A 17,004-nucleotide genomic window follows, 5' to 3' on the forward strand; every position below is an offset into this window, starting at 1 on the left:
GTCATCACCCACCTGAACAACCAGGCCATCAAGTCCTCCCAGCACTTCGCGCAGATCGCCAAGGATCTGCCGAAGAACCGCTCGGTGTCGATGCGCGTGCTGCGCCAGGGCCGCGCCAGCTTCATCACCTTCAAGCTGGCCGAGTAAGCCGGGCAGGAGGGCGCCGTTGCGCGCCCTCCCCTCCCCCGGACGTGACGCCCTCTGCGGGCTTCAGGTAGAATCCCCGACTATTTTTCGGCGGGAGGTTCCCGCGGCCCTTCGAGTAATGTCCCGTGAGCGACCTGAGCCATATCCGCAATTTCTCCATCATTGCCCACATCGACCACGGCAAATCCACGCTCGCTGACCGCTTCATCCAGATCTGTGGCGGTCTGGCCGATCGCGAAATGGAAGCACAGGTGCTGGACTCCATGGACCTGGAGCGCGAGCGCGGCATCACCATCAAGGCCCACAGCGTGACCCTGTACTACAAGGCGCGCAACGGACAGACCTACCAGCTGAACTTCATCGACACCCCCGGCCACGTCGACTTCACCTACGAAGTCAGCCGCTCGCTGGCGGCCTGCGAGGGCGCCATCCTGGTGGTGGACGCCGGTCAGGGCGTGGAAGCCCAGTCCGTGGCCAACTGCTACACCGCCATCGAGCAGGGCCTGGAAGTGATGCCGGTGCTGAACAAGATGGACCTGCCGCAGGCCGACCCGGACAAGGTGAAGGACGAGATCGAGCAGATCATTGGCATCGACGCCACCGACGCGGTGCCGTGCAGCGCCAAGAGCGGCATGGGCGTGGAAGACGTGCTGGAGCGCCTGATCACCGTGGTGCCGCCGCCAGAAGGCGAAATCGAAGCACCGCTGCAGGCGCTGATCATCGACTCCTGGTTCGACAACTACCTGGGCGTGGTCTCGCTGGTGCGCGTCAAGCACGGCCGGGTGAAAAAGGGTGACAAGATTCTGGTCAAGTCCACCGGCAAGCTGCATCAGGTGGACAGCGTCGGCGTGTTCAACCCCAAACACACCGAAACCGCGGACCTCAAGGCCGGCGAAGTGGGCTTCGTGATCGCCGGCATCAAGGACATCCAGGGCGCGCCGGTGGGCGACACCCTGACCCTGTCCACCACGCCGGATGTCGAGATGCTGCCGGGCTTCCAGCGCATCAAGCCGCAGGTGTACGCCGGCCTGTTCCCGGTCAGTTCCGACGACTTCGAGGATTTCCGCGACGCGCTGGAAAAGCTGACCCTGAACGACGCCGCCCTGCAGTACCAGCCGGAAAGCTCCGACGCCCTGGGCTTCGGCTTCCGCATCGGCTTCCTCGGCATGCTGCACATGGAGATCATCCAGGAGCGCCTGGAGCGCGAATACGACCTGGACCTGATCACCACCGCGCCGACCGTGGTTTACGAGGTCGTGCTCAAGAACGGCGACATCGTCTACGTGGACAACCCGTCCAAGCTGCCGGACCTGGCCAACATCCAGGAAATGCGCGAACCCATCGTGCGCGCCACCATCCTGGTGCCGCAGGAACACCTGGGCAACGTCATCACCCTGTGCATCGAGAAGCGCGGCGTGCAGCGCGACATGCAGTTCCTCAGCAGCCAGGTGCAGGTGGTCTATGACCTGCCGATGAACGAAGTGGTGCTGGACTTCTTCGACCGCCTGAAATCGGTCAGCCGCGGTTACGCGTCGCTGGACTATAGTTTCGACCGCTTCCAGGCCGCCAACCTGGTGCGCCTCGACGTGCTGATCAATGGCGAGAAGGTCGATGCCCTGGCCCTGATCGTGCACCGCGACCGCTCCCATCAGAAGGGCCGCTCGCTGACCGAAAAGATGAAGGAACTGATCCCGCGCCAGATGTTCGACGTGGCGATCCAGGCGGCCATCGGTGGTCAGGTGGTGGCACGCACCACGGTCAAGGCGCTGCGCAAGAACGTATTGGCCAAGTGCTACGGCGGCGACGTGAGCCGCAAGCGCAAGCTGCTGGAAAAGCAGAAGGCCGGTAAGAAACGCATGAAGCAGGTCGGCAGCGTGGAAATCCCGCAGGAAGCCTTCCTCGCTGTGCTCAAAGTGGATAGCTGAGTTCTATGTCGATCAATTTCCCGCTGTTGCTGGTACTGGCCGTATTCATTTGCGGCGCCCTGGCCCTGTTCGACCTGCTGGTCCTGGCCCCGCGACGGCGGGCGGCGATCGCCGCCTACCAGGGGCAGGTCAACGGCGCGGCCGACACCCAGGTACTGGAGAAACTGAACAAGGAACCGGTGCTCGTCGAGTACGGCAAGTCGTTCTTCCCGGTGCTGGCCATCGTGCTGGTGCTGCGTTCGTTCCTCGTCGAGCCGTTCCAGATTCCGTCCGAGTCCATGCTGCCGACCCTGGAAGTCGGCGATTTCATCCTGGTCAACAAGTTCGCCTACGGCATCCGCCTGCCGGTGGCCGACACCAAGATCATCGAAGTGGGCGATCCCAAGCGCGGCGATGTCATGGTGTTCCGCTACCCCAGCGATCCGAGCATCAACTACATCAAGCGCGTGGTCGGCCTGCCCGGCGACACGGTGCGCTACACCAGCGACAAGCGCCTGGTGGTCAACGGCCAGCCGGTTGCCGAGTCCTTCCTGCATGAAGAGCCCGGCTCGCTGGGCAGCGCCGCGCTGTACCAGGAAAGGCTGGGTGAGGTCGAACACCTGATCCGCAAGCAGATGCGCCGCTACCGCATCGAACCCAGCCGTGAATGGGTGGTGCCCGAGGGCTACTACTTCATGGTCGGCGACAACCGTGACAACTCCAACGACAGCCGTTACTGGGACGATCCGGCGATCGCCCCCGAGCTGCGCGGCATGGTGGCCGACCGCAATATCGTCGGCAAGGCCTTCGCGGTGTGGATGAGCTGGCCGGAGCCCAAGGGCGGCAACCTGCCGAACTTTAACCGGGTGGGTCTGATCCACTGATTTGTGCGGCACCCGTCAATTCGCCGGGGGCGGCTTTTATAGGCTTGGCAGCCAATAGAAACCGCACCCGAGGTCATCATGACGTTTGCACACACCCAGAAAGGCCTGTCGTTGCTGGGCTGGCTGTTGGTACTGGCCGTGGTGGCCTTCTTCGCCAGCACGGCCTTCAAGATCCTTCCCCATTACCTCGACTACCTGTCGCTGGAGAAGATCATCAACTCGGTTGAAACCGACAAGGCGGCCGAGATCCGCGGTGTCGGGGATTTCTACACCCATGTCGGCAAGGGCATGCAGGTCAACAGCATTCGCGACCTGGACCTGCGCCAGGCCTTGACGGTGAAAGTGGAAAACCAGTATTTCCACGCACGATTGCAGTACGAAAAGCGTGAACCCCTGATCAAGAATCTCGATCTGGTGGTTCGTTTCGATAAAGAATTCCGCGTAAGAGTCCAGTGAACCCCCCACTCAATCGCCTTGAGCGCCAGCTCGGATACACCTTCCAGAACCAGGAGCTGATGCTGCTGGCCCTCACCCATCGCAGCTATGCCGGGCGCAACAACGAACGCCTGGAATTCCTCGGCGACGCCATCCTCAACTTCGTGGCCGGCGAGGCGCTGTTCGAGCGCTTCCCGCAGGCCCGCGAAGGCCAGCTGTCGCGCCTGCGCGCGCGCCTGGTCAAGGGCGAGACGCTGGCCGTGCTGGCCCGTGGTTTCAGTCTGGGCGACTACCTGCGCCTGGGCTCGGGCGAGCTGAAGAGCGGCGGCTACCGCCGCGAATCGATCCTCGCCGACGCGCTGGAAGCGCTGATCGGCGCCATCTACCTGGACAGCGGCATGGACCAGGCCCGCGAACGCGTGCTGGCCTGGCTGACCAACGAGCTGGAAAGCCTGACCCTGGTGGACACCAACAAGGATCCCAAGACCCGCCTGCAGGAATTCCTGCAATCACGAGGCTGCGAGCTGCCGCAGTACGAGGTGGTGGACATCCAGGGCGACCCGCATTGCCGCACCTTCTATGTGGAGTGCCGGGTCAGCCTGCTCAATGAAAAGACCTGCGGTCAGGGCGCCAGCCGGCGCATCGCCGAACAGGTATCCGCCGCGGCCGCCCTGGTGGCCCTGGGCGTGGAGAATGCACATGACTGAAATCAGCCGCTGCGGTTACGTGGCCATCGTCGGCCGCCCCAACGTGGGCAAGTCCACGCTGCTCAACCATATCCTCGGCCAGAAGCTGGCCATCACCTCGCGCAAGCCGCAGACCACCCGGCACAACATGCTGGGCATCAAGACCGAAGGCGCGACGCAGGCCATCTACGTGGACACCCCCGGCCTGCACAAGAACAACGAGAAGGCGCTGAACCGCTACATGAACCGCAGCGCCAGCAGCGCGCTGCGCGACGTCGACGTGGTGGTGTTCGTGCTCGACCGCACCCGCTGGACCGACGAGGACGAGCTGGTGCTGGAAAAGGTGCGCGGCGTGAAGTGCCCGCTGATCGTCGCCGTCAACAAGGCCGACCAGCTGGAGGACAAAGCCGAGCTGCTGCCGCACCTGCAGTGGCTGGCCGAGCAGTTGCCCAACGCCGAGATCGTGCCGATTTCCGCGTTGCACGCGCAGAACCTCGACACCCTGGAAAACCTGGTCAACGAACGCCTGCCGGAGAACGAGCACTTCTTCCCGGAAGACCAGATCACCGACCGCTCCAGCCGCTTCCTGGCCGCCGAACTGGTGCGCGAGAAGATCATGCGCCAGCTGGGCGCCGAACTGCCCTACCAGATCACCGTGGAGATCGAGGAGTTCAAGCAGGAAGGCCGCATCCTGCACATCCACGCGCTGATCCTGGTGGAACGCGAGGGGCAGAAGAAGATCCTCATCGGCGACAAGGGCGAGCGCATCAAGCGCATCGGCCAGGACGCCCGCCAGGACATGGAAACCCTGTTCGACTCCAAGGTGATGCTCAACCTGTGGGTCAAGGTGAAGGGCGGCTGGTCCGACGACGAACGCGCCCTGCGCTCGCTCGGCTACCTCGACCTGTAAATCCCCATGAGCCAGGCCGGCGCGCCGCAGTCGGCGTTCGTGCTGCACAGCCGCCCCTACAAGGAAACCAGTGCGCTGGTGGACCTGCTGACCCCCGAGGGGCGCCTGCGCGCGGTGCTGCGCGGCGCGCGCGGCAAGTCCGGCAGCCAGGCCCGGCCGTTCCTGCCCCTGGAGGTCGAGCTGCGCGGCAAGGGCGAGCTGAAGACCGTCGCCCGTCTGGAGCCCAACGGCATCCCCAACCTGCTGCACGGCGACGTGCTGTTCAGCGGCCTGTACCTCAACGAACTGCTGATCCGCCTGCTGCCGGCCCACGATCCGCATCCGGCGCTGTTCGAACATTACGCGCTGACCCTGCAGGCGCTGGCCGCCGGGCGCCCGCTGCAGCCCCTGCTGCGCACCTTCGAGTGGCGACTGCTGGACGAGCTGGGCTACGGCTTCGCCCTCGACCAGGATGTGCAGGGCCAGCCGCTCGTGGCGGACACCTGGTACCGCCTGCTGCCCGAGTCCGGCCTGGAAGCCGTCGATCACCTGCAACCCGGGTTGTTCCTCGGTCGCGACCTGCGGGCGCTGGCCGACGCCGACTGGGAGCAGCCCACCACCCTTGCCACCGCCAAGCGCCTGATGCGTCAGGCGCTGGCTCCCCACCTGGGCGGCCGACCGCTGGTCAGCCGCGAGTTGTTCATGAATCTCAAGGAGCCACCTCGTGTCTGAACCCATCCAGCTCGGCGTCAACATCGACCACGTCGCCACCCTGCGCCAGGCGCGCGGCACCCGCTATCCCGACCCGGTGAAGGCCGCGCTGGATGCCGAGGAAGCCGGCGCCGACGGCATCACCGTGCACCTGCGCGAAGACCGCCGGCATATCCAGGAGCGCGACGTGCTGCTGCTCAAGGAGTGCCTGCAGACCCGCATGAACTTCGAGATGGGCGTCACCGAGGCGATGCTGGCCCTCGCCGAGCGGGTGCGCCCGGAACACGTCTGCCTGGTGCCGGAAACCCGCCAGGAACTGACCACCGAGGGCGGCCTGGACGTGGCCGGCCAGGAAGAACGCATCCGCGCCGCCGTGCAGCGCCTGAGCGCGCTGGGCTGTGAGGTATCGCTGTTCATCGACGCCGAGGAAAGCCAGATCCGCGCCGCGCGCCGCGTCGGCGCGCCGGCGATCGAACTGCACACCGGCCGCTACGCCGACGCCCCCGATGCCGCCAGCCAGGCCCAGGAGCTGGAACGCATCCGCGCAGGCGTGCGCCTGGGCTGCGCCGAGGGGCTGATCGTCAATGCCGGCCATGGCCTGCATTACCACAACGTCGAGGCCGTCGCCGCCATCGACGGCATCCACGAACTGAATATCGGCCACGCCATCGTCGCCCATGCGCTGTTCGTCGGCTTCAAGGACGCGGTGAAGGAAATGAAGCAGCTGATCCGCACCGCCCGCGGCTGAACAGCAGCTTTTTTTGTAGGAGCGGCTTCAGCCGCGAGCTCTTGGCTGTGGTCGCACGAACAGCATCGCGGCTGAAGCCGCTCCTACAGAGTTGTAAGGCGGTCGGCCGCCGAAACCCGCCGTACCGCCCTACCCCTCCGCCAGCTCCGGCAACCGCCAGTCGATCGGCGTCATGCCGTGCTGTTCCAGATAGCGGTTGGCGCGGCTGAAATGCCCGTTGCCGATGAAGCCGCGATACGCCGACAGCGGCGAGGGGTGCGGTGAGCGCAGGATCAGGTGCTTGGTCGGGTCGATCAGCCGCTGCTTGCCCTGTGCGTGGGCGCCCCAGAGCATGAACACCAGATGCGGGCAATGCTCGCTGACCACCTGGATGATGCGGTCGGTGAAACGCTGCCAGCCGGCGTTCGCATGGGAGCCGGCCTGGCCCTGTTCGACGGTCAGCGAGGTGTTGAGCAGCAGCACGCCCTGTTCGGCCCAGGACTGCAGGCAGCCGTGGCTGGGAATCGGCAGGTTCAGGTCGCGCTGGAGTTCCTTGAAGATGTTCTGCAGCGACGGCGGCGCCGGCACCCCGGGCTGCACCGAGAAGCACAGCCCATGGGCCTGCCCCGGCCCGTGGTAGGGGTCCTGGCCGAGAACCACCACCTTCACCCGGTCGAGCGGCGTGGAATCCAGCGCGTTGAAGATCAGCGCCCCGGGCGGAAAGATGGTCTTGCCGTTGGCCTTCTCGCTGCGCAGAAACTCGCCCAGCTCCCGCATGTAAGGCTGCGCGAACTCCTCGCTCAACGCCGCCTTCCAGCCGGGTTCCAGCCTGATGCGCTGGCTGTCGTTCATGCCTACCCCCCGAAAAATCACCGGCCGGCACGCTAAGGAAGCCGTTGCGGCAAGTCAAGGCGCCAGCGGCAATCGGCCTCATTCCCCGGCGCCCAACCCGTGGCGTCTCATGATCTGTGGCATCCGTCACGCAGAAAACGCGATTCCTTAGACCAAAAGCCGATGCCGTCCATCGGTGCGTTTGCGTAAAAACCTTCGGATTGCCAATACGAAACCAGAGGTTATCCATGAAACGCCTGACTGCCACCCTGGCGCTCTGGGTCGGGATCGCAGCCTGTGCCCAGGCCGCCGACCCCATCACCCTCGGCCTGAACTACCCGCGCACCGGCAGTTACAAGGAAGAAGGCCTGTCACAGATGCGTGGCGCCCTGCTGGCCATCGATGAAATCAATGCCCGTGGCGGCGTGCTGGGTCGCCCGCTGCAGCTGTCCTCGCGCGACAGCGCCTCCCAGGTCGACAAGGCCATCCAGAACGTCGATGCGCTGGCCGGCGAAGGCGCCGCCATGCTGTTCGGCGGCTCCTCCAGCGCCGTGGCCATCGCCTCCGGCAAGCGCGCCCGCGAACACGGCCTGATCTACTTCGGTACCCTCGGCTACTCCAACGACACCACCGGTAAGGACGGCCACCGCTACCTGTTCCGCGAAAGCAACAACGCCACCATGAGCGCCCGCGCCCTGGGCCAGTACCTGGCCAAGCACCTGCCGAACCAGCGCTACTTCTACGTCACCTCCGATTACACCTGGGGCCTGACCACCGAGGACTCGCTGCGCAAGGCCACCGGCAGCGAAGACCAGGCCCGCCACCCCAGCGTGCGCCTGCCCTTCCCCGGCGCACGCCTGAGCCAGTACCGCGACGCCCTGACCCTGGCCGGCAAGAGCGACGCCCAGGTGCTCGCCCTGGTGCTGTTCGGCGAGGACCTGGTGCGTGCCATGCGCATCGCCCATGAAATGGGCCTGACCTCGCGCATGCAGGTGGTGGTACCCAACATCACCGGGCACATGGTCGAACAGGCCGGCCCGAGCATCATGGAAGGCGTGCTTGGCACCACGCCCTGGACCTGGCGCGTGCCGAACATGGAAAACAGCGAGCGCGGCAAGGCCTTCGTGAAGACCTATGTGGAGCGCTACCAGATTTACCCGACCAGCTCCGCCGCCCACGCCTACGGCATCGTGCATCAATGGAGCGATGCCGTGGAGCGCGCCAGGAGCCTGAAGAGCGAGCCGGTGATCAAGGCCCTGGAAGGCCATCGCTACCACCTGCTCAAGGGCGAGCAGGAATGGCGCGCCTTCGATCACCAGAACCTGCAACGGACCTACGTGGTGAAGGTCAAACCTCGCGCCGAGATCCTGAAGGATCCGCTGCACCAGGATTTCTTCGAGATCGTCCATCACCTGGACGGCGAGCAAGGTGCGCCGAGCCTGAGCGAGTGGCAGGCTGAACGCCGTGCCGCCGGCCAGCCGGAGAAGCTCCAGTAAGGTTCCCGGGGACTTCGATGCGGGCGCAGGGGCAACAGCTGATCGGCAGCGCCCGCGCCCGCACCGACAGCCGCCGACCGGGGCCGCCCCGCCGCTGCACAGCGGGGCTATGGTTATCTCACTGACGATTCACTGGCGCACGACACCCGCACCAACCGCTGGAGGATACCGGCGGAGTCGTCGTCCGGCCCAGGCGGGGCCGCTCGATTCGCCACAGGCCTGTACCGGCCACACCGACCGGAGGAACCCACACGCCATGACCCATGCCGTAGAGCCCTACCAGTCCATCCCCCTGGAGCTGACCCACAAGCTCACCGTGGAAAAGATCGGCCACACCGCGCTGATCACCATCAACCATCCGCCGGCCAATACCTGGGACCGCGATTCGCTGATCGGCCTGAAACTGCTGCTCGAGCACCTCAACCGCGACGACGACATCTACGCCCTGGTGATCACCGGCCAGGGCGAGCGCTTCTTCAGCGCCGGTGCCGACCTCAAGCTGTTCGCCGATGGCGACAAGGCGCGCGCCCGGGACATGGCCCGGCTGTTCGGCGCGGCCTTCGAGGCCTTGCGCGACTTTCGCGGCGTGTCCATCGCCGCCATCAACGGCTACGCCATGGGCGGCGGCCTGGAGTGCGCGCTGGCCTGCGACATCCGTATCGCCGAACGCGAGGCGCAGCTGGCCCTGCCGGAAGCCTCGGTGGGCCTGCTGCCCTGCGCCGGCGGCACCCAGGCGCTGCCCTGGCTGGTCGGCGAAGGCTGGGCCAAGCGCATGATCCTCTGCGGCGAGCGCGTCGACGCGCAGACCGCGCTGCGCATCGGCCTGGTCGAGGAACTGGTGGACAGCGGCGAGGCGCGCGGCGCCTCGCTGATGCTGGCCGCCCGGGTGGCGCGGCAGAGCCCGGTGGCGGTGCGCACCCTCAAGCCGCTGATCCAGGGCGCCCGCGAACGGGCGCCGAACAGCTGGCTGAGCGCCGAGCGCGAGCGCTTCGTCGACCTGTTCGATGCCGACGACACCCGCGAAGGGGTGAACGCCTTCCTGGAAAAGCGCGAACCCCGTTGGCGCAACGCATGACCCGGGGCCGCCCATGAAGGTGCATTTCGACGAGCAACCCGGCCTGCATGGCCAGCGCATCGGCGTGGCGACCCTGGCCGCGGCGCAGAGCCTCAACGCCCTGGACCTGCCGATGATCGAGGCCCTACAGGCGCGCCTGGGCGCCTGGGCCGACGACCCGGAGGTCGCCTGCGTGCTGCTGCGCGGCGCGGGCGACAAGGCCTTCTGCGCCGGCGGCGACGTGCGCCAACTGGTGGACGCCTGCCGCCAGCACCCCGGCGAGGTGCCGCCGCTGGCGGCGCGCTTCTTCGCCGACGAATACCGCCTCGACTACCGCCTGCACACCTATCCCAAGCCGCTGCTGTGCTGGGGTCACGGCCACGTGATGGGCGGCGGCATGGGCCTGCTGCAGGGCGCGACGGTGCGCATCGTCACGCCCGGCGCGCGGCTGTCGATGCCGGAGATTTCCATCGGCCTGTACCCGGACGTCGGCGCCGGCTGGTTCCTGTCCCGCCTGCCCGGGCGCTTCGGGCTGTTCCTCGCGCTGAGCGGCGCGCCGATCAACGCCCACGACGCCCTGCAACTGGGCCTGGCCGACCGCGTACTGCTGGACAGTCAACAGGACGCCCTGCTGGCCGGGCTGACCCAGCTGAACTGGCAACGCCAGCCGGAGCGCCAGCTGCTCAGCCTGCTCAAGGCGCTGGAGCAGGAGGCCCGTCCCCGGCTGCCCGAGCCGCAGTGGCTGCCGTTGCGCGCGCAGCTCGACGCGCTGCTCGACGTGGCCGACCTGCCAGCCGCCTGGCAGGCCATCAGCAGCCTGCGCGGAGAGGCGGATCCGCTGCTCAGCCGCGCCGGCCAGACCCTGCACGACGGCAGTCCGCTGAGCGCGCACCTGATCTGGGAACAGCTGCGCCGCGCCCGCCACCTTTCGCTGGCCGAGGTGTTCCGCCTGGAATACACCCTGAGCCTGAACTGCTGCCGCCACCCCGAGTTCGCCGAAGGGGTGCGCGCCCGCCTGCTCGACAAGGACAACCAGCCACGCTGGCACTGGCCCGACGTGGAGCAGGTGCCGGACGGCGTGGTCGCGGCACATTTCCAGCCGACCTGGGAGGGCCCGCATCCGCTGGACGATCTCTAGTCTGTCAATGGTCGGCGCCGCACTGCGCCGCTGATACGGAGGAACCGTCATGGCCCGCATCGCGTTCATCGGACTCGGCAACATGGGCCTGCCCATGGCCCGCAACCTGCTCAAGGCCGGTTACACCGTCAGCGGTTTCGATCTGGTGCAGGCCGTGGTCACCCAGCTGGCCAGCGAAGGCGCCCGCGCCGCCACCTCGGCCCGCGACGCGGCGCAGGATGCCGACGCGGTGATCAGCATGCTGCCGGCCGGCCGCCAGGTCGAGGACCTGTATCTGGGCGAGGACGGCTTGCTGGCGGCCCTGCCCGCCGGCCGCCTGGTGCTGGACTGTTCGACCATCGCGCCGGCGACCGCGCGCCGGGTCCACCGGGCCGCCGCCGCCCACGGTGTGGCCATGCTCGACGCGCCGGTGTCCGGCGGCACCGCCGGCGCCGCGTCGGGCAGCCTGACCTTCATGGTGGGCGGCGCCACCGTGACGCTGGAAAAGGCGCGACCGATCCTCGCCGCCATGGGTCGCAACATCTTCCACGCCGGCTTCGAGAGCGCCGGCCAGCTGGCCAAGCTGTGCAACAACCTGCTGCTGGCGGTGCAGATGATCGGCACCGCCGAAGCGATGGCGCTCGGCACCCGCTGCGGCCTGGATGCGGACGTGCTGGCCGAGATCATGCGCCAGAGCTCGGGCGGCAACTGGGTGCTGGAACGCTACAACCCCTGGCCCGGTGTGCAAGCCAACAGCCCGGCCTCGCACGGCTACCAGCCCGGCTTCATGGCCGGCCTGATGGCCAAGGACCTGGGCCTGGTGCAGGAAACCGCCCTGCAGGCCGGCGCCGCCACCCCGATGGGCAGCCTGGCGCTGAACCTGTACCGCCTGCTGCTGCAACAGGGGCTGGGCGGGCAGGATTTCTCGGCGGTGCAGAAGCTGTTCATCGATCAGCAATGACTGCTTCCCTGTAGGGCCGGTTTTATGCCGGCCGGCGGAGTTCCGGTCGCCGCCCGGGTGTATTTCCCACCTGCGTCGGCCGGCGTAAAGCCGGCCCCACAAGGGTTCCGTGCCGTCCCTTCCAGCCGTGCCTCGACTTCAACGCTCGCGAAACGCCTCGCTGCGCGCGCGGATGATCGGCTTGAGCAGGTAGCTGAGGATGCTCTTGCGGCCGGTGACGATGTCCACCGAGGCGATCATGCCGGGAATGATCAGCAGCGGCTCCTCCGCGCTGCCCAGGTGGCTGCGCTCGGTGCGCAGCTGCACCAGGTAGAAGCTGTTGCCCTCCTCGTCGCTGACGGTGTCGGCGCCGATCTGCACCAGGTGGGCCGGCAGGCCGCCGTACAGGGTGTAGTCGTAGGCGGTGAAGCGCACCATCGCCGGCTGGCCGGGATGCAGGAAGGCGATGTCCTGCGGGCGGATGCGCGCCTCGACCAGCAGGTGATCATCCAGCGGCACGATTTCCACCAGGTCGCTGCCCGGCTGGATCACCCCGCCGATGGTGTTGACCTGCAGGCGCTTGACGATGCCGCGCACCGGCGAGGTGACCAGCGTGCGGCGCAGCCGATCCGCCAGCCCCCGGCCGGTGGCGGCGAGTTTGTTGAGCTCGGCGCGCGCCTCGCTGAGCTGGCCCAGCGCCTCGTTGCGAAAGCGCGAGCGGGTTTCATCGATCTTGCGCTCCACCTCGCGGACCGCCGCCTCGGCGCGCGGAATGGCCAGGCGGGTGGCGTCCAGCTGCCCGCGAGTCTCCAGCTCGGCGCGGCGCAGGCGCAACACTTCCACCTGGGAAATCGCCCCCTCGGCCACCAGCGGCTCGGACATGCGGATCTCCTCGGCCTGCAGCGCCAGCGTGGCGCGGTACTGCTCGCGGCGGTTGGCGTAGTCATGCAGTTCCTGCTGACGCTGTTCCAGCTGCGCCTCCAGGCCCGCCACTTCCTCCTGCAACTGCTGGCGACGCCCGGCGAACAGCGCCAGTTCGCTGCGGCTGAGTACCGGCACTGCCTGTTGCAGCTCGGCGGAAAAGGCCGGCTCGCGCCCTGCCACTTCCGCCTCCAGCCGTTCGATGCGCAGCAGCAGGGCCTGCCGATCCGCCTCGCTTTCCCCCACGCTGGAGGCAAAGCGGGTGTCATCCAGCCGCACCAGCGGCGCACCGGCTTCCACCAGTTGGCCTTCGCGCACGAACAGCTCGGCGACGATGCCGCCCTCCAGGTTCTGGATCTTCTGCAGGCGCGACGAGGGAATCGCCTTGCCATCGGCGCGGGTCACCTCGTCCACCACGGCGAAGTGCGCCCAGAGTCCGGCAAACACGAAGAAGCCCAGCAGCGTCCAGAGCGTCAGCCGCGCCACGCGGGGAATATCCTCGTCGCGTGCCCGCCTCACGTCGGGCAACACATCAGCCGCCATACAGACGCCCCTCGCGCAGCGCGGCGAGCACCGCCTCGCGCGGCCCATCGGCCAGCAGGCGGCCGCGCTCCAGCACCAGCACCCGGTCCACCAGCGTCAGCAGCGAGGTCCGGTGGGTGACCAGCAGCAGGGTCTTGCCCGCCAGGGCCGGGCGCAGGCGCTGGATCAGGCGTTCCTCGCCGCCGGCATCCATGGCGCTGGTCGGCTCGTCGAGCACCAGCAGCGGCGGATCCAGCAGCAGCGCCCGCGCCAGCGCCACCTGCTGACGCTGGCCGCCGGAGAGCTGCTGGCCGCGCTCGCCCACCGGCAGTCCGTAGCCCTGCGGGTGCAGCTGGGCGAAGGCCTGCACACCACTCAGCTCGGCCACCTGCAGAATGCGTTCCTCGCTCGCCTGGCGCGCGCCCGCCACCAGGTTGTCGCGCAGCGTGCCGCTGAACAGCTGGATATCCTGGGGCACGTAGCCGATCTGTCGGCGCACCTCGGCGATGTCCAGCTGGCGAAGGTCCAGACCGTCGAGCAGCAGGCCGCCGCTTTCCGCCTGATACAGGCCGACCAGCAGGCGCGCCAGCGAACTCTTGCCCGAGCCGCTGCGCCCGAGAATGGCGACCCGCTCGCCCGGCGCGATGCGCAGGTTCAGCTCGCGCAGCGCCAGCTCCGGCTGGCCGGGATAGCGAAAGTTCAGCTGGCGGCACTCGATCTCGCCCCGCAGCCGGTGCGGCTCCAGCGCCCGTTCAGCGTCCGGACGCTCCTGGGGCAGCGCCATCATCTGATCGACGTTGCGCTTGGTCAGCCGCGCCTGCTGGTAGCGGGTCAGCAGCCCGGACAGTTGCCCCAGCGGCGCCAGTGCGCGGCCGTTGAGCATGTAGCAGGCGATCAGGCCGCCCATGCTCAGGCCGCCGCCGATGATCAGGTGCACGCCCCAGACGATCAGCACCACGCCGCTCAGCTGCTGCACCGCCTGCCCCAGGTGCAGCACCAGGCTGGACAGCTGGCGAGTGCGCAACTCCAGGCGCCCCAGGGTGCCGATGGTCTGCTCCCAGTGGTGCTGGCGCTCGCCCTCGGCATTGTTGGCCTTCAGCGCGTCCAGGCCGCCGAGGGTCTCGATCAGCGTCGACTGGCGCTCGGCGGCCAGCGCCATGCTGCGCTCCAGACTCGTCTTCAGCGGCGCCTGCAGCAGCCAGCCCAGGCCCAGCGCCAGCGGGAAGGCCAGCAAAGGCACCCAGACCAGCGGACCGCCCAGCCAGGCGATAGCCAGCAGCACCAGCAGGCAGAACGGCAGGTCGATCAGGCTGGTCAGGGTCAGCGAGGACAGGAAGTCGCGCAGGCCCTGAAAGTCATGGATGTTCTGCGCGAAGCTGCCGATCCGCGCCGGACGCAGGCTCAGCGGCATGCCGAGGATGCGCTCGAACAGGGCGGCCGAGACCATCAGGTCGGTCTTCTTGCCGGCCAGGTCCAGGCACAGGCCGCGCAGGCTGCGGAGCAGCAGCTCGAAGCCATAGGCGCCGACGATGCCGATGGCCAGCACCCAGAGGGTGGCCAGCGCCTGGTTGGGCACCACCCGGTCGTAGACATTCATCACGAACAGCGGCGCGAACAGGCCGATCAGGTTGATCAGCAGGCTGGCGACCAGGGCATCGGCGTACAGCCAGCGCGAGCGCAGCAGGGTGTCGCGAAACCAGGCGCGGGTGCGCGGAATCAGCGAGGCGGGACGCAGGTCGAAGGCGTGCCGCGGCTGGGCGAAGAACACCCGGCCGCTGTACTGCGCCGCCAGTTCGGCCAGCTCGATGCAGACCTCTCCCCCGCCGCTCTCCACGGCGAGGATGCGCGCCCGGTAGTCACCCACCTCCAGCAGTACCGCCGTGCCGCCATTGTTCAGCAACAGCAGCGCCGGCAGCGCCAGCGGCGGGATGTCGGCCAGCGCCCGGCTCAGCCAGCGGCCCTGCAGCCCGGCGCGGGCCGCCGCGCGCGGCAGCAGCGCGGCGCTCAGCCGTTGCGCCGGCAGCGGCAGTCCGCTGGTCAGCTGGCCACGACTGATCGGCCGATCGCGCAGCTGGCAAAGCAGCAGCAGGCCGTCGAGCAGCGGATCATCGGCCTCGTGCGGCGGCGCGCCCGCGGCAGCGGGCGCGGCCTGGATACCCACGTCAGTTCAGGCCGGGCAGCAGGTCGTCCCGCCGGGGCGGCGGCGAGCTGAGCGCCACGGCTTCCATGGGTGGCACCACGCCGAGGCTCTGCAGCAGTTCGCCTTCGGCCGCCTTGATGCGGTAGTGGCTGTACAGCTCGGTGTAGGTCAGATCGACCAGCCGGCGCTGGGCGGCGAACAGTTCGTTCTCGTTATCCAGCAGGTCGAGCAGCGTGCGGTCGCCCAGGCTGAACTGCTTCTGGTAGGCCTCCTTGACCCGCTCGCTGTACGACACGTAGTCGAAGGCCACGGCCTTCTGGTCGCGGGCGTTGTGCAGGGCGTTCCAGGCCAGGCCCAGATCCTCGCTGAGCAGACGCAGGGTATTGATGCGCACGTCCCAGGCCTGGGCGACCTGGTAGGAACGCGCCTCCAGCTGCGCCCGGTCGCTGCCGCCGGCCAGCAGGTTGTAGCGCATGCGCAGCATGGCCTGCCATTCGTTCACATGGCCGCGCTGGCCATCCAGGTTGTTGTCGGCGCTGTGCGACAGCTCGATGTCCATGCGCGGGTAGAAGCCGGCGCGAGCCGCCTCGTACTGGCTTTCCGCGGCGCGGATATCGGCGTCGGCCGCGCGCAGCAGCGGGTTGTTGTCGATCATGCGCAGGCGGGCCTGTTCCAGGCTGGCCGGCAGATGGCCAGGCAGCCCCGGCGGCAGGGACAGCTCTTCGGGAGGACGTCCGACCCGGCTGAAGAAGTTGACCTGGGCGTCGGCCAGGTTGGTGCGTTCGGTGGTCAGGTTGTTGCGTGCCTGGGCCAGGCGCGCGTCGGCCTGGTCGCGGTCGGAGGCGCTGCCCACGCCCCGCTCGCTGCGCAGGCGGATCTGGTCATAGACGCGCTGGTGGGCGCGCAGGTTGTCGTTGGCGATGCGCACCAGCTCCTCGCGGCGCAGCACGTCCAGATAGGCCTCGATCACCTGCAGCGCGGTGCGCTCGGCGGTCGCCTGCAGGGCATGCGCCTGCGAGTCGACTCCGGCCTTGCGACGCTGCACCTCGTTGGCGGTGGCGAAGCCATCGAACAGCAGCTGCTGGATGCGCAGGCTGGATTCGCCGCGCGTCAGGCTGGTCCAGTGATCGTCATCGCCACGTCGGGTGGCGGGCTCGTCGGTGCCTTCGCGGCCATAGCCGCCAAGCAGGTCGACCCTCGGCCAGTAACCGCCCCGGGCGGCCTTGAGCTGGTAGTCGGCGGCCAGCCGGCCATTCACCCCGGCGCGTACCTCCGGATGAACCTCCAGCGCCTGCTGCACCGCCTGCGGCAGGCTCTGCGCCTGGGCCGACACGGCAAGCCCCAGGGCACAGGGGAGGACGACGAGAAGAGACTTGCGCATGGTGGGACTTCCTTGTTCACGAGAAGGCATTGCATGCCGTGCGGCGGCGATCCGTTCGCCTGGCGCGCTGCCGGCGGCCGAACGGGCCGCAGGCGTAGCACTGCATAGATGCCCAAAGGCATAGACAAGGGTCTGGCGGAATGTCAAGGAAGCGGCACACAACCCGCCCTTCTCGGCTATAAGTGTGGAGCGGCAGTTCACGCCCGCAGTCCGTCATCG

The 17,004-nt window shown here is 67.8% G+C and carries 15 protein-coding genes and 1 pseudogene; 12 read left to right on the forward strand and 4 right to left on the reverse strand.

Translation table 11 applies throughout. The features are described from left to right. From VL129_RS11595 to pdxJ, 8 genes and pseudogenes are all read left to right on the forward strand, one after another. A pseudogene (locus VL129_RS11595) lies at window positions 1-147 on the forward strand (serine peptidase); the annotation flags it as partial. A gap of 125 nt (window positions 148-272) precedes the next feature. Further along, entirely contained in the window at window positions 273-2,072 is a 1,800-nt protein-coding gene (lepA, locus tag VL129_RS11600; RefSeq protein ID WP_325412977.1) for a translation elongation factor 4, read from the forward strand. A 5-nt stretch (window positions 2,073-2,077) separates the two neighbouring features. Then, window positions 2,078-2,935 carry a signal peptidase I gene (lepB, locus tag VL129_RS11605; RefSeq protein WP_325412978.1) on the forward strand — a complete coding sequence of 286 codons (858 nt, stop codon included), beginning with the start codon at window positions 2,078-2,080 and terminating at the stop codon, window positions 2,933-2,935. Between the two features lie 78 nt (window positions 2,936-3,013). Then, window positions 3,014-3,391 carry a DUF4845 domain-containing protein gene (locus VL129_RS11610; protein WP_325412979.1) on the forward strand — a complete coding sequence of 126 codons (378 nt, stop codon included), beginning with the start codon at window positions 3,014-3,016 and terminating at the stop codon, window positions 3,389-3,391. Continuing rightward, window positions 3,388-4,077 (forward strand): ribonuclease III, encoded by a 690-nt coding sequence (rnc, locus tag VL129_RS11615; RefSeq protein ID WP_325412980.1) that lies wholly within the window; start codon window positions 3,388-3,390, stop codon window positions 4,075-4,077. The genes VL129_RS11610 and rnc overlap by 4 nt, the downstream gene beginning before the upstream one ends. Next, complete coding sequence (gene era, locus VL129_RS11620) at window positions 4,070-4,966, forward strand: GTPase Era (protein WP_325412981.1); 897 nt, start codon at window positions 4,070-4,072, stop codon at window positions 4,964-4,966. Before rnc ends, era begins: the two co-directional genes overlap by 8 nt. Window positions 4,967-4,972: 6 nt before the next feature. Then, window positions 4,973-5,677: a DNA repair protein RecO gene (gene recO, locus VL129_RS11625; RefSeq protein WP_325412982.1), complete on the forward strand. Its 705-nt coding sequence runs from the start codon at window positions 4,973-4,975 to the stop codon at window positions 5,675-5,677. Then, entirely contained in the window at window positions 5,670-6,404 is a 735-nt protein-coding gene (gene pdxJ / locus VL129_RS11630; RefSeq protein WP_325412983.1) for a pyridoxine 5'-phosphate synthase, read from the forward strand. Before recO ends, pdxJ begins: the two co-directional genes overlap by 8 nt. Window positions 6,405-6,533: 129 nt before the next feature. Here pdxJ and ung read toward each other — a convergent pair whose 3' ends face one another. Then, window positions 6,534-7,235, reverse strand: coding sequence for a uracil-DNA glycosylase (ung, locus tag VL129_RS11635; RefSeq protein ID WP_325412984.1), 702 nt, complete (start codon window positions 7,233-7,235; stop codon window positions 6,534-6,536). A 227-nt stretch (window positions 7,236-7,462) separates the two neighbouring features. Between ung and VL129_RS11640 the strand changes: the two genes are divergently transcribed. The 4 genes from VL129_RS11640 (at window position 7,463) to mmsB (ending at window position 11,842) form a co-directional block, all read left to right on the forward strand. After that, window positions 7,463-8,710 (forward strand): substrate-binding protein, encoded by a 1,248-nt coding sequence (locus VL129_RS11640; RefSeq protein ID WP_325412985.1) that lies wholly within the window; start codon window positions 7,463-7,465, stop codon window positions 8,708-8,710. Window positions 8,711-8,966: 256 nt separating this feature from the next. Further along, entirely contained in the window at window positions 8,967-9,785 is an 819-nt protein-coding gene (locus VL129_RS11645) for an enoyl-CoA hydratase (RefSeq protein ID WP_325412986.1), read from the forward strand. 13 nt (window positions 9,786-9,798) lie between these two features. Continuing rightward, the gene (locus tag VL129_RS11650; RefSeq protein ID WP_325412987.1) at window positions 9,799-10,902 is read left to right on the forward strand and encodes an enoyl-CoA hydratase/isomerase family protein; all 1,104 of its coding nucleotides are present in this window, start codon (window positions 9,799-9,801) and stop codon (window positions 10,900-10,902) included. Window positions 10,903-10,951: 49 nt separating this feature from the next. Continuing rightward, on the forward strand, window positions 10,952-11,842 hold the full coding sequence (gene mmsB, locus VL129_RS11655) for a 3-hydroxyisobutyrate dehydrogenase (RefSeq protein WP_325412988.1): 891 nt from the start codon (window positions 10,952-10,954) through the stop codon (window positions 11,840-11,842). Between the two features lie 138 nt (window positions 11,843-11,980). On the opposite strand, the gene VL129_RS11660 is transcribed toward mmsB, so the two are convergent. Genes VL129_RS11660 through VL129_RS11670 form a run of 3 tightly spaced genes read right to left on the reverse strand, consistent with a single transcriptional unit; the run spans window position 11,981 to window position 16,785 of the window. Further along, complete coding sequence (locus tag VL129_RS11660) at window positions 11,981-13,285, reverse strand: HlyD family type I secretion periplasmic adaptor subunit (RefSeq protein ID WP_325412989.1); 1,305 nt, start codon at window positions 13,283-13,285, stop codon at window positions 11,981-11,983. Next, window positions 13,275-15,425 carry a type I secretion system permease/ATPase gene (locus VL129_RS11665; RefSeq protein ID WP_325412990.1) on the reverse strand — a complete coding sequence of 717 codons (2,151 nt, stop codon included), beginning with the start codon at window positions 15,423-15,425 and terminating at the stop codon, window positions 13,275-13,277. Before VL129_RS11665 ends, VL129_RS11660 begins: the two co-directional genes overlap by 11 nt. A 1-nt stretch (window position 15,426) precedes the next feature. Next, a complete protein-coding gene (locus tag VL129_RS11670) occupies window positions 15,427-16,785 on the reverse strand; it encodes a TolC family outer membrane protein (RefSeq protein ID WP_325412991.1) in 1,359 nt (452 codons plus the stop codon). Window positions 16,786-17,004 lie beyond the last annotated feature (219 nt).

Source organism: Pseudomonas sp., from assembly GCF_035497915.1.
GTDB lineage: Bacteria > Pseudomonadota > Gammaproteobacteria > Pseudomonadales > Pseudomonadaceae > Serpens.